This is a genomic window from Pseudomonas sp. R3-41 (assembly GCF_054161485.1).
Genome location: NZ_CP096421.1, coordinates 5,676,393 through 5,689,658, shown reverse-complemented (window position 1 = coordinate 5,689,658; position 13,266 = coordinate 5,676,393). Strand labels below are relative to the sequence as shown.

The following is a 13,266-nucleotide window of genomic DNA, read 5'->3' as shown; positions in this document are numbered from 1 at the left end:
GCCGATGGTCTGGCCGGAACCAGCCAAGTGCGGGGTAGGCACGGGGTTCGGGCGGGGCTGGGTAAGCGGGTTGAGTATAGGAAGGGGGCTAATGAATCAACAAGTGAGCCCGTACACAATATTGAAGGGTGCGCTGAGCTTTTTGTGGCGAGGGAGCTTGCTCCCGCTGGGCTGCGAAGCGGCCCTGAAACCATATCACTCGGTGTATCAGGTAAGTTGGGGGCTGCTTTTGGGGCTGCTGCGCAGCCCAGCGGGAGCAAGCTCCCTCGCCACGGTGCGGTAATTAGAGGACTGCGGGCACCGAGCTGTTATGCCACGCCAGCACCTGGCTGACGCGGTTGTCCACGGTCTCGATGATTTCCAGCCGATAACGGCCGATCTTCAGGCAGACCGGACTTTCGGGAATGGTTTCCAAGGCTTCGGTCACCAACCCATTGAGGGTCTTGGGGCCGTCGCAAGGCAGGTGCCAGCCCAGGGTCCGGTTCAATTCGCGGATCGACGCCGCGCCATCGATCATCAGGCGGCCGTCGGGCTGGGGATGAACGTGGGGATTGTCGAGGCTGTGCTCGCTCTCGAATTCACCGACGATTTCTTCGAGGATATCTTCCAGGGTGACAATACCCAGCACTTCGCCGTATTCGTCCACCACCATGCCCAAGCGCCGCTGCTGCTTGTGGAAATTCAACAGTTGCAGCTGCAGTGGCGTGCTTTCGGGCACGAAGTAAGGCTCGTGGGAAGCGGTCAGCAGCGCTTCCTTGGTCAGGCTCGCGTCCGCCAGCAAATGACGGATCTGGCGGGTGTTGAGCACCGCTTCGACCTGGTTGATGTCACTGTGAAACACCGGCAGGCGGGTACGCCGGTTCAGGCGCAGCTGTTCGATGATGTCGCCGATGGGGTCGTCGAGGTTGATCCCATCGACCTCGCTACGGGGTACGAGGATATCGTTGACGGTGATGTTGTCCAAGGCGTGGATGCCGGAAATCGGATGCAGCCGGCTGCTGCCGTGCTCGGATTCCTGCTCGCTACGCGGTGGCGCGGGCATTTCGTCGTCGCTCTGCTGCACCATGCCGGGCTTGCGAGCGAAGGGGCGCAGCAACAACTGGCTGGCGCTATTCAGCAACCAGGCAAACGGGTAGAGGATCTTCAGCGGTATGCCCAGCAAGGTGTTGCCCAATGCCAGCACCGCGTCGGGCTGACGGCTGGCCAAGGTGCGCGGCAGGTAGTCGGCGAACACCAGCAGGGCGGCGCTGGTGCCGAGCCAGGCGACCCACGGGCCGTTTTCCAGCCAGGTAAAAATGGCCAGCAACGTGCCGATGACCACGGCCAGGGCGCGACAGAGGGTATTGCACAGGATCAGGCTGGCCAGCGGGAAGGTCAGCGCCGCCAGCGGTCTGTCACTGGCGCGCGAGGCTGTGCGCTGGGCCAGCAGGTATTGCTGGGCGGCTTCGATGGCCGTGAACAGGGCCGACCAGAGGATCAGCACCACCAGCACGGCGAACAACGGCGCTACGGGCAACGTATCCATCAGGGCCGTCCGTCAGATATGCAGGATGTATTCACGAACCAGCTTGCTACCGAAGTACGCCAGCATCAGCAGGCAGAAACCGGCCAGGGTCCAGCGAATCGCTTTGTGTCCACGCCAGCCGAGGCGGTTGCGCCCCCACAGCAGCACGCTGAACACGACCCACGCCAGGCACGCCAGCAAGGTCTTGTGTACCAGGTGCTGGGCGAACAGGTTCTCGACGAACAACCAGCCGGAGATCAGCGACAGGGACAACAGGGTCCAGCCGGCCCAGAGGAAGCCGAACAACAGGCTTTCCATGGTTTGCAGCGGCGGGAAGTTGCGGATCAGTCCGGACGGGTGCTTGTGCTTGAGCTGGTGATCCTGCACCAGCAGCAACAAGGCCTGGAACACGGCGATGGTGAACAGGCCGTAGGCGAGGATCGACAGCAGGATGTGGGCGAGGATGCCTGGCTCTTCGTCGATGATCTGCACGGTGCCCGACGGCGCGAACTGCGCCAGCAGCACCGTGGCCAGCCCCAGCGGGAACAGCAGCACCAACAGGTTCTCCACCGGGATGCGCGAGCAGGCCAGCAGCGTCAGGGCGATCACGGCGACGGCGATCAGGCTGGCGGCGTTGAAAAAATCCAGGCCCAGGCCGATCGGCGTCATCAGGTGGGTATAAAGGCTGGCCGCGTGGCCGAGCACGGCCAGCACGCCAAGCGTGACCAGCAGGCGTTTGTTCGCCTTGGCGCCGGTGGCCAGGCGTGTGCCTTGATAGAGGGTCGCAGCGGCATAAAGGCAAGCGGCGGCGAGGGTGGCAAGCAAGCTGGGTGACAAGGGGAGCATAAATCCTGTTAGGCAAGCCCGAAAGGCGCTGAGTTTGGCATAGAACCCCCTCCACACGAAAGACCACTGCAAGGTGTACGCCGCACGCTTCTTCGCTATAATCCGCGACCTGCCCACGCCGCAGGCTCGCCGAGCACATTTTTCACGGTCTGGGCCGCCATTATCCCGGTCTCATCTGGGCCTGAAAGGATCGCGCATGTTTGAAAACCTAACCGACCGTCTCTCGCAGACGCTGCGCCATGTCACCGGCAAGGCGAAACTGACCGAGGACAACATCAAAGACACCCTGCGCGAAGTGCGCATGGCGTTGCTCGAAGCCGACGTCGCCCTGCCGGTGGTCAAGGACTTCGTCAATTCGGTCAAGGAACGCGCTGTCGGCACCGAAGTGTCGCGCAGCCTGACGCCGGGCCAGGCGTTCGTGAAGATCGTCCAGGCCGAGCTCGAAAGCCTGATGGGCGCCGCCAACGAAGACCTGAACCTCAGCGCCGTACCGCCAGCGGTCGTGCTGATGGCCGGCCTGCAAGGCGCGGGCAAGACCACGACAGCCGGCAAGCTGGCGCGCTTCCTTAAAGAGCGCAAGAAGAAGTCGGTGATGGTGGTGTCGGCGGACATCTACCGTCCGGCGGCGATCAAGCAACTGGAAACCCTGGCCAACGACATCGGCGTGACGTTCTTCCCGTCCGACCTGAGCCAGAAGCCGGTGGACATCGCCCAGGCGGCTATTAAAGAAGCAAAACTGAAATTCATCGACGTGGTCATCGTCGATACCGCCGGTCGCCTGCACATCGATGAAGAGATGATGGGCGAGATCAAGGCGCTCCATGCCGCGATCAACCCGGTGGAAACCCTGTTCGTGGTCGATGCCATGACCGGCCAGGACGCGGCCAACACCGCCAAGGCGTTCGGTGACGCGCTGCCGCTGACCGGCGTGATCCTGACCAAGGTCGACGGTGACGCCCGTGGCGGTGCCGCGCTGTCGGTACGTGCCATCACTGGCAAGCCGATCAAGTTCATCGGTATGGGCGAGAAGAGCGAAGCGCTCGAGCCGTTCCACCCCGAGCGTATCGCCTCGCGCATCCTCGGCATGGGCGACGTGCTCAGCCTGATCGAGCAGGCCGAGCAGACCCTCGACAAGGACAAGGCCGACAAACTGGCCAAGAAACTGAAGAAGGGCAAGGGCTTCGACCTCGAAGACTTCCGCGACCAGCTGCAACAAATGAAGAACATGGGCGGCCTTGGCGGCCTCATGGACAAACTGCCGAACATCGGTGGCGTGAACCTGGCGCAGATGGGCAATGCCCAGGGCGCGGCTGAAAAGCAGTTCAAGCAGATGGAAGCCATCATCAACTCCATGACCCCGGCCGAGCGCCGCGACCCTGAGCTGATCAGCGGTTCGCGCAAGCGCCGCATCGCCATGGGTTCCGGCACCCAGGTGCAGGACATCGGTCGCTTGATCAAGCAACACAAGCAGATGCAGAAGATGATGAAGAAATTCTCCGCCAAGGGCGGAATGGCCAAGATGATGCGCGGCATGGGCGGTATGTTGCCCGGCGGCGGCATGCCGAAAATGTAAAGAATCTGCGCCGGCTGTCATGTCGGCGTTGCCCCGCACGGATGCGGGGATCTCCAGCAAACCCGCGCTACGTGGGAGCTGACCTGCCGTTTTTCATGACGGCTCTATGGCAAATCTTGATCGCATGGCACCAGGCGCCGGAAAAAGACATTTGCAAAAGTCGGGATATTCCTTAGAATATGCGGCCTTTCGGGCACCTATGCCCGCTGTGCATTTAGATTTGCAGCACCGACTACAGGAACGATGTTCACATGCTAACAATCCGTCTTGCCCTTGGCGGCTCCAAAAAGCGCCCGTTTTACCACCTGACCGTAACCGACAGCCGCAACCCGCGTGACGGTTCCCACAAGGAGCAGGTTGGTTTCTTCAACCCTGTTGCCCGTGGTCAGGAAGTTCGTCTGTCCGTGAACCAAGAGCGCGTAGCCTACTGGCTGAGCGTTGGTGCACAACCTTCTGAGCGCGTTGCTCAGTTGTTGAAGGAATCGGCTAAGGCTGCGGCCTGAGCAATATGAACGCGACGCCAAAAGATGCCGGTGATTTGATCGTTGTCGGCAAGATCTATTCTGTACATGGCGTTCGCGGCGAAGTGAAGGTGTATTCCTTTACTGATCCGATCAAGAACCTGTTGGAGTACAAAACCTGGACGCTCAAGCGCGAAGGTAGCGTGAAACAGGTGGAGCTGGTCAGCGGACGCGGGAACGACAAGTTCCTGGTCGCAAAGCTCAAGGGTCTCGATGATCGTGAAGAAGCACGTCTTCTGGCCGGTTATGAGATCTGCGTGCCGCGCAACCTGTTCCCTGAACTGACCGACGGCGAGTACTACTGGTACCAGCTGGTGGGTCTGAAGGTCATCGACCACCTCGGGCAATTGCTCGGGAAAATCGATCACCTGCTCGAGACCGGTTCGAACGATGTCATGGTGGTCAAGCCTTGCGTCGGCAGCCTGGATGATCGCGAACGCCTGTTGCCCTATACCGAGCAATGCGTGTTGGCCGTCGACCTTGCCGCAGGCGAGATGAAGGTGGAATGGGATGCGGATTTCTAAACGTGGCTAATTTGCGCGTTGAAGTCATCACATTGTTTCCCGAGATGTTTTCCGCCATCAGCGAGTACGGCATAACCAGCCGCGCGGTGAAACAGGAGCTGTTGCAGCTCACCTGTTGGAATCCGCGGGACTACACCACGGATCGACATCACACTGTGGACGATCGCCCGTTTGGCGGTGGTCCGGGCATGGTGATGAAGATCAAGCCCCTGGAAGATGCGCTGGTTCAGGCCAGGACGGCAGCCGGGGAGGGTGCGAAGGTGATCTACCTGTCGCCCCAAGGCCGCCAGCTGACTCAGTCGGCGGTACGCGAGCTGGCGAATTTGGATGCATTGATCCTGATTGCCGGCCGTTATGAAGGCATTGACGAGCGTTTCATTGAAGCTCATGTCGATGAAGAGTGGTCGATTGGCGACTATGTACTGTCTGGCGGCGAGCTGCCGGCGATGGTCCTGATCGATGCGGTTACACGACTGCTGCCTGGAGCTTTAGGGCATGCAGATTCCGCCGAGGAAGATTCCTTTACGGATGGTCTGCTGGATTGCCCGCACTACACCCGACCGGAGGTGTATGCGGATCAGCGTGTTCCCGACGTGTTGCTAAGTGGCAACCACGCGCACATCCGGCGTTGGCGTTTACAGCAGTCCCTTGGTCGGACCTATGAACGACGCGCCGATCTTCTGGAAAGCCGCTCGCTTTCTGGAGAAGAGAAGAAGCTGCTCGAGGAATACATCCGCGAGCGGGACGATAGTTAACAACGTATCGATGGTGAGTCCGACGACTTGCCTTAGGAGCACAGCATGACTAACAAAATCATCCTTGCACTCGAAGCAGAGCAGATGACCAAAGAAATCCCTACCTTTGCCCCGGGCGACACCATTGTCGTTCAGGTGAAAGTGAAGGAAGGCGACCGTTCCCGTCTGCAAGCGTTCGAAGGCGTCGTTATCGCCAAGCGTAACCGTGGCGTGAACAGTGCATTCACCGTTCGTAAAATCTCCAACGGTGTCGGCGTAGAGCGTACTTTCCAGACCTACAGCCCGCAAATCGACAGCATGGCTGTCAAGCGTCGCGGTGACGTACGTAAAGCCAAGCTGTACTACCTGCGTGACCTGTCGGGTAAAGCAGCTCGCATCAAGGAAAAACTGGCTTAAGTCCAGCTTCCGATGCAAAAAAAAGCAGCCTGCGGGCTGCTTTTTTGTTGCCTGCGATTTGTGCTTTGAGCACCCTGCATAGCTTCGTTTCCATTTTTGATGCCGTGTGTGCCCGCATCTTTCAAGAGTCTTTATGCCAGCCATCGATCATCCACTGATAGACCAGTTTCTCGATGCCCTGTGGCTGGAGAAGGGGCTGTCCGATAACACCCGCGGTGCCTACCGCAGCGATTTGGCACTGTTTAACGGTTGGTTGCAGGAAAATAACCTGGAACTGATCAATGCCGGCCGGGAGTTGATCCTCGATCACTTGGCGTGGCGCCTGGAGCAGAACTACAAACCGCGCTCGACGGCACGGTTTCTCTCCGGCTTGCGTGGGTTCTATCGCTATTTGCTGCGGGAAAAGCTCATCGCGGTGGATCCGACCTTGCGCGTGGAAATGCCGCAGCTGGGACGTCCGCTGCCCAAGTCCCTGTCGGAAGCCGATGTGGAGGCGTTGCTGGCGGCGCCCGACCTCAGTGAGGCCATCGGCCAGCGCGACCGGGCCATGCTGGAAGTCTTGTACGCCTGTGGCCTGCGTGTCACCGAGCTGATCAGCTTGACGCTGGAGCAAGTCAACCTGCGCCAGGGTGTGCTGCGGGTAATGGGCAAGGGCAGCAAGGAGCGCCTGGTGCCGATGGGCGAGGAAGCGATTGTTTGGGTCGAGCGTTATATGCGCGATGCCCGTCATGAACTGCTGGGTGGGCGTCCCAGCGATGTGCTGTTCCCCAGCCTGCGCGGCGAGCAGATGACCCGCCAGACCTTCTGGCACCGCATCAAGCACCAGGCCAAGGTGGCCGGGATCAACAAATCCCTCTCGCCCCACACCTTGCGTCATGCCTTCGCCACACACCTGCTCAACCACGGCGCCGACCTGCGGGTGGTGCAGATGCTGCTTGGCCATAGCGACTTGTCCACCACCCAGATCTACACCCATGTGGCTCGGGCACGGTTGCAGGACTTGCATGCCAAGCATCATCCTCGCGGCTGAATGAAGTCCCCTGTGGGAGCCTTTGGGAGCAAGCTTGTGGGAGCAAGGCTTGCCCGCGATGAACGATAACGCGGTGTAGTTGTTACACCGCAGCGTGGCCATCGCGGGCAAGCCTTGCTCCCACAGGTAGCTTCCACAGGTAGCTCCCACAGGACAGTTCCACAGGGCAGCCTCCAGCAATGTCTTGCGTCAGCGGCATTCGGTCACGCCAGCCTTCTGTGGTAGGCTTTGTCGGTTTGCACAGTGGGCGGTTGGAACCCGAATCTGCGGGTCGGCGTTTCCCGTCTCATTTGTTCGCCTCAGGAGTCCCCATGCGTTTGATCCAGATGTTCACCGCCGCCGCCATTGCGTTGGCCAGTACCTTTGCCATCGCCGATGACGCGGCCGACAAGGCTATCCGCAAAAGCCTGGAAAACCTTCAGCTCGACGTGCCGATCGACACCATTTCGGCCAGTCCCATGGCCGGCCTGTATGAGGTCAAGCTCAAGGGCAGCCGCGTGCTTTATGCCAGCGCCGACGGCCAATACATCGTCCAGGGCAACCTGTTCGAGCTCAAGGACGGCAAGCCGGTCAACCTCACCGAGCTGACCGAGCGCCAAGGCATTTCCAAGTTGATCAACGGCATTCCGGTCGCTGAAACCGTGGTTTATCCGGCCATCGGCGAAACCAAGTCCCACATCACCGTGTTTACCGACACCACCTGCCCGTATTGCCACAAGCTGCACGCCGAAGTGCCGGAACTGAACAAGCGCGGCATCGAAGTGCGTTATGTGGCATTCCCGCGCCAGGGCCTGGGCTCGCCGGGTGATGAGCAGTTGCAGGCGGTCTGGTGCTCCAAGGACAAGAAAGCGGCCATGGACAAGATGGTCGACGGCAAGGAAATCAAGGCCGCCCAGTGCGAGAATCCGGTTTCCAAGCAGTTTGCCCTCGGACAGTCAATAGGTGTGAACGGTACGCCGGCGATTGTTTTGGCCGATGGTCAGCTAATTCCGGGCTACCAGCCAGCGCCACAAGTGGCCAAACTGGCCCTCGGCGCGAAATGATCATGGGCGATCCGCTTTTGAAGATCACGGCTCGGCGAAAGCTTTCGTCGGGCCGTTAAACACAGAGTCGCGTTGCTGCGCGGCTGTATTTCACGGCCGACCTTGCGTCGGCCGTTTCATGGGGAGTCAAGAGTGAATCCGGTCAAAGTAGGCATCTGTGGGTTAGGTACCGTCGGTGGCGGCACCTTCAACGTACTTCAGCGCAACGCCGAGGAAATTTCTCGTCGTGCCGGGCGTGGGATCGAAGTGGCACAAATTGCCATGCGCACGCCAAAGCCTCAGTTCCAGACGACCGGTATTGCGATTACCAACGATGTGTTCGAAGTGGCCACGAACCCTGAGATCGACATCGTCATAGAGCTGGTGGGCGGCTATACCGTTGCCCGCGAGTTGGTACTCAAGGCCATCGAGAATGGCAAGCATGTGGTCACCGCGAACAAGGCGCTTATCGCTGTTCACGGTAATGAGATTTTCGCCAGGGCCCGCGAGAAGGGTGTGATCGTGGCGTTCGAAGCCGCCGTGGCCGGTGGCATCCCGGTGATCAAGGCGATCCGCGAAGGCCTGTCGGCCAACCGTATCAACTGGGTCGCGGGGATCATCAACGGCACCGGCAATTTCATCCTCACCGAGATGCGCGAGAAGGGTCGCACCTTCGAAGACGTGCTCGCCGAAGCCCAGGCCCTGGGCTACGCAGAGGCTGATCCGACGTTCGACGTGGAAGGCATCGACGCCGCGCACAAGCTGACGATCCTGGCGTCCATTGCGTTCGGTATTCCGTTGCAGTTCGACAAGGCCTACACCGAGGGCATCACCAAGCTGACCACCGCGGACGTGAACTACGCCGAAGCCCTGGGCTATCGCATCAAACACCTGGGCGTGGCGCGCAGCACCGCCAGCGGCATCGAGCTGCGCGTGCACCCGACGCTGATCCCGGCCGACCGCCTGATCGCCAACGTCAACGGCGTGATGAACGCGGTGATGGTCAACGGCGATGCCTCTGGCTCGACGTTGTTCTACGGCGCTGGCGCGGGCATGGAACCGACGGCTTCTTCGGTCATTGCCGACCTGGTGGACGTGGTTCGCGCCATGACCTCCGACCCGGAAAATCGCGTGCCGCACCTGGCCTTCCAGCCAGACTCGTTGTCGGCTCACCCGATTCTTCCGATCGAGGCGTGCGAAAGCTCCTACTACCTGCGCATCCAGGCCAAGGACCATCCGGGTGTGCTGGCCCAAGTGGCGAGTATCCTCTCGGAACGCGGCATCAACATCGAGTCGATCATGCAGAAGGAAGTCGAGGAACACGACGGCCTGGTGCCGATGATCCTGCTGACCCACCGTGTGGTCGAGCAGAACATCAACGACGCGATCGCGGCGCTGGAAGCGCTCCAGGGTGTCGTTGGGCCGGTGGTCCGTATCCGCGTTGAACATTTGAACTAAGCAGCTACAAGCTTCAAGCTGCAAGCTCCAAGTAAAAGCAGATCCGCTTTTACTTGCAGCTTGTAGCTTACAGCTCGCAGCTCAAACCGAAGGTTTGCCCCTATGCGCTATATCAGCACCCGCGGCCAGGCACCGGCCCTGAATTTCGAAGATGTCCTCCTGGCCGGCCTGGCCACGGACGGCGGTCTCTATGTGCCGGAAAACCTGCCGCGTTTCACCCAGGAAGAAATCGCTTCCTGGGCCGGCCTGCCGTATCACGAGCTGGCGTTCCGGGTCATGCGCCCGTTTGTCACCGGCAGCATCCCGGACGCCGATTTTAAAAAGATCCTGGAAGAGACCTATGGCGTCTTTTCCCACAATGCCATCGCGCCGCTGCGTCAGCTCAACGGTAACGAATGGGTCATGGAGCTGTTCCACGGCCCGACCCTGGCGTTCAAGGACTTCGCCCTGCAACTGCTCGGTCGCCTGCTGGACTACGTGCTGCAAAAGCGTGGCGAGCGCGTGGTGATCGTCGGTGCCACCTCTGGCGACACCGGTTCGGCGGCCATCGAAGGCTGCAAGCATTGCGAGCACGTCGACATTTTCATCCTGCACCCGCACAACCGGGTCTCGGAAGTGCAGCGTCGGCAGATGACGACCATTTTTGGCGATAACATCCACAACATCGCCATCGAAGGCAACTTCGATGACTGCCAGGAAATGGTCAAGGCCAGCTTCGCCGACCAGAGCTTCCTCAAGGGCACGCGGCTGGTGGCGGTGAACTCGATCAACTGGGCGCGGATCATGGCCCAGATCGTCTATTACTTCCATGCGGCCCTGCAGCTGGGCGGTCCGGCCCGTTCCGTATCGTTCTCGGTGCCGACCGGCAACTTTGGCGATATCTTCGCCGGGTACCTGGCGCGCAACATGGGGCTGCCGATCAACCAGTTGATCGTCGCCACCAACCGCAACGACATCCTGCACCGCTTCATGAGCGGCAACCAGTACGTCAAGGAAACCCTGCACGCCACGCTGTCGCCTTCGATGGACATCATGGTGTCGTCGAACTTCGAACGCCTGCTGTTCGACCTGCACGGTCGCAACGGCGCGGCGATCGCCGGCCTGATGGACAGCTTCCGGCAGGGCGGCGGTTTCAGCGTCGAGCCTGAGCGCTGGACCGAAGCCCGCAAGTTGTTCGACTCCCTGGCCGTGGACGATGAGCAGACCTGCGAAACCATCGCCGAGGTGTTCGAGCAGAGCGGTGAGTTGCTCGATCCGCACACGGCCATCGGTGTCAAGGCCGCTCGTGAGTGCCGTCGCAGCCTGGACATCCCAATGGTGATCCTGGGCACGGCTCACCCGGTCAAGTTCCCGGAAGCGGTGGAGAAAGCTGGTGTAGGAAAAGCGCTCGAACTGCCTGCGCATCTTTCTGATTTGTTTGAGCGAGATGAGCGATGCACCGTGTTGCCCAACGACTTGAAAGCCGTGCAGGCCTTTGTCAGCCTGCATGGCAATCGCGGCAAGCCACTCTGACCGCTTGAATCTGTCACATTTTGAAGCCCGTCTCCTGACGGGCTTTCTTGTTTATGCATGCCAAACTGGCCGGGTTTTCGCCCTTGGAGGGATGGGCGAGTCATCTCGAAGGAAATGCAGATGTCGTTTTTTATCAAAGGCAAGCCAGCCCTGGGCTGGGTAATGGTTCTGGCCCTGATGTACTGGACGCAGGGAGGCGGTGCGGCGCCGCTGAGCGCTTTCGAAACGCCACCGCGCAACCCTGGCGAACGGCTGGTGCTGGACGCGCAAGAGTTGAAGTGGGTCAAGGAGAACCCCCGGGTCATCGTGGCCACCATGCAGTTTCCGTTGTACTTGTTCAAGAATGAGCAGGGACAGTGGAGTGGGTTGAACCACGATATTCTCCAGCGTATCGCGCACCTGAGCGGCCTCGAGTTCGTGCATCGGGAGTCGTTCTCCCCCGGTGAGTTGTTGACGATGCTGGAGAATGGCGAGGCCGACATGACGACCCTGCTGGCGATGAATGAAGAACGTCGGGATTTCCTCGGTTTCAGCCATGCGTTCGGTGGTTTCGGCTGGGTATTCGTCGGCCGAGACGGGGAATCGTCCCTTCATTCGCTGGGGCAGCTCGAAGGGAAAGTCCTGGCATTACCGGCACGCCATGCATTGGAAGCGGAAATCCGGCGCGATTACCCGACGATCACATTACGCACGACCAAGACCTCTGGCGAGGCACGGGCGCTGGTAGAGAGTCGGGAAGCCTTCGCCACTATCGAAAATGAAACCGGGGTGCATCTCTATCCGGCCGGGCAATTGCAGGTCGGCAGCGGCCTTGAGGGCAAGTGGGAACCGGATTACCTGGCGGTACGCCAGGACCTGACCGTGTTGCTGAGTATCTTGAATAAAGCCCTGGAAGCCTTCCCGGCCGAGGACATGCGTGCGCTGCGTTCGAAATGGATGGCCGGCACGACCCCAGTCCAGGCGCCTACGATCTGGGCGCGGATATCCAGTTGGGGTTACTGGTGTGTGACCGTGGTCGTGGTCTTTGGTCTCTTGTCCCTGCTGTGGAACCGCCGCCTGCAGATACAGATCGACCAACGCCTCAAGGTCGAAGCGGTCCTCAAGGATCAGTTGATGCTCCAGCGGGCCTTGATGGATGCCATTCCCGACCCGATTTTCATCCGTGATTTGGAAGGTCGCCTGATCATGTGCAACAAAAGCTATGAAGAGCAGTTCGCGACCCGCTTCGAAAAACTGCGGGGCACGCGGCTCACCGACTCGGCATCATTCCCGCCGGCCACCGCCGAGCTGCTGCATGGGGAAGTGATGGATCAATTGCGCACCGGCCAGTCTCGGTTCGTCGACCGGCAATTGATGTTCAGCGGCGGATTGCGGGAAATCTATCATTGGTCGGTGCCGTTCTATGGGGCCGATGGGCACCTGCGTGGCATTCTGGGGGGCTGGACCGATGTCGGGCGCCGGTGGCGCCGTTGCGACAGGGGCTTGGCTGTGCCGGCCGTCAGCCCGTAACGGCGCCCGGAGAAGGCTGTTGTTTGACTGTCATATTGGACGCGCATGCTCGGTTGAACAGGTTGAGGCGTGCCGGTTCGGTGCGCTGACGAACTTTCTGCTGCGGCCCACGGTCATTGACTGTGTACATGCAGTTGTTTCGGACTATTGAAGGGTGAGCGAATGGAAAGTATCAGCCTATTGCTGAATGAAGCCTTGAGCCCGTACCAGGTCTCGCTGACTCCCTCCGGTGCCAAGGGCGAATGCCGGGTAACGCTGAGGAATGCCAGCGGGAGCATCATCGTCGAGCGAGTGTTCAATCAGGCCCAATTGGCCGACAAGCGTCAGTTGACCGACGTGGTCGATGGCCTGCATCGCGATGTGCTGATTGCCGAGGGTCGCCTTGAGCCCTGTGTGATTGCGGCATTGCGCAATCTGGCGCGCGACAAGGTCATGGTCGCGGCGAATTGACCGGGTTTTGTGGGAACCTTCCTACGTCCTGATGAGTCAGACCTTTTACCAGCAAGAGCAAGCATTGTGCTCCGGTGCTTGTCGCTTGTTGTACTAACCATGATTGGTTACGTTTAACCCCGAGTCGTCTCCCCACTTCTCGGGGTTTCTTTTTGCCCGGCTTTTA

General features: G+C 60.1%; 13 protein-coding genes. 11 read left to right on the top strand and 2 right to left on the bottom strand.

Features of this window, described 5'->3' with window-relative positions:
* Positions 1-283 precede the first annotated feature (283 nt).
* Both M1D99_RS24615 and M1D99_RS24610 read right to left on the bottom strand, forming a co-directional pair.
* A complete protein-coding gene (locus M1D99_RS24615) occupies positions 284-1,525 on the bottom strand; it encodes an HlyC/CorC family transporter (protein ID WP_186728980.1) in 1,242 nt (413 codons plus the stop codon).
* Positions 1,526-1,537: 12 nt separating this feature from the next.
* Complete coding sequence (locus M1D99_RS24610) at positions 1,538-2,350, bottom strand: cytochrome C assembly family protein (protein ID WP_053118690.1); 813 nt, start codon at positions 2,348-2,350, stop codon at positions 1,538-1,540.
* Positions 2,351-2,546: 196 nt separating this feature from the next.
* On the opposite strand from M1D99_RS24610, the gene ffh reads away from it, so the two are divergent.
* From ffh to M1D99_RS24555, 11 genes are all read left to right on the top strand, one after another.
* The gene (gene ffh, locus M1D99_RS24605; RefSeq protein WP_003198085.1) at positions 2,547-3,923 is read left to right on the top strand and encodes a signal recognition particle protein; all 1,377 of its coding nucleotides are present in this window, start codon (positions 2,547-2,549) and stop codon (positions 3,921-3,923) included.
* A gap of 251 nt (positions 3,924-4,174) precedes the next feature.
* Complete coding sequence (gene rpsP, locus M1D99_RS24600; RefSeq protein WP_003198088.1) at positions 4,175-4,426, top strand: 30S ribosomal protein S16; 252 nt, start codon at positions 4,175-4,177, stop codon at positions 4,424-4,426.
* Between the two features lie 5 nt (positions 4,427-4,431).
* On the top strand, positions 4,432-4,968 hold the full coding sequence (rimM, locus tag M1D99_RS24595; RefSeq protein ID WP_186705437.1) for a ribosome maturation factor RimM: 537 nt from the start codon (positions 4,432-4,434) through the stop codon (positions 4,966-4,968).
* A complete protein-coding gene (gene trmD, locus M1D99_RS24590; RefSeq protein ID WP_205929660.1) occupies positions 4,950-5,723 on the top strand; it encodes a tRNA (guanosine(37)-N1)-methyltransferase TrmD in 774 nt (257 codons plus the stop codon). The genes rimM and trmD overlap by 19 nt, the downstream gene beginning before the upstream one ends.
* A gap of 45 nt (positions 5,724-5,768) precedes the next feature.
* Complete coding sequence (rplS, locus tag M1D99_RS24585; protein ID WP_003175895.1) at positions 5,769-6,119, top strand: 50S ribosomal protein L19; 351 nt, start codon at positions 5,769-5,771, stop codon at positions 6,117-6,119.
* 133 nt (positions 6,120-6,252) lie between these two features.
* Entirely contained in the window at positions 6,253-7,149 is an 897-nt protein-coding gene (gene xerD / locus M1D99_RS24580; protein ID WP_207966394.1) for a site-specific tyrosine recombinase XerD, read from the top strand.
* Between the two features lie 311 nt (positions 7,150-7,460).
* A complete protein-coding gene (locus M1D99_RS24575) occupies positions 7,461-8,192 on the top strand; it encodes a DsbC family protein (RefSeq protein WP_458130896.1) in 732 nt (243 codons plus the stop codon).
* Positions 8,193-8,324: 132 nt separating this feature from the next.
* On the top strand, positions 8,325-9,629 hold the full coding sequence (locus M1D99_RS24570; protein WP_186705440.1) for a homoserine dehydrogenase: 1,305 nt from the start codon (positions 8,325-8,327) through the stop codon (positions 9,627-9,629).
* Between the two features lie 102 nt (positions 9,630-9,731).
* The gene (gene thrC, locus M1D99_RS24565; protein WP_458130895.1) at positions 9,732-11,141 is read left to right on the top strand and encodes a threonine synthase; all 1,410 of its coding nucleotides are present in this window, start codon (positions 9,732-9,734) and stop codon (positions 11,139-11,141) included.
* 120 nt (positions 11,142-11,261) lie between these two features.
* Positions 11,262-12,650, top strand: a complete 1,389-nt coding sequence (locus tag M1D99_RS24560; protein ID WP_458130894.1) for a transporter substrate-binding domain-containing protein — start codon at positions 11,262-11,264, stop codon at positions 12,648-12,650.
* Positions 12,651-12,812: 162 nt separating this feature from the next.
* Positions 12,813-13,100, top strand: a complete 288-nt coding sequence (locus M1D99_RS24555) for a DUF3509 domain-containing protein (RefSeq protein WP_186705443.1) — start codon at positions 12,813-12,815, stop codon at positions 13,098-13,100.
* The last annotated feature ends 166 nt before the right edge of the window (positions 13,101-13,266 follow it).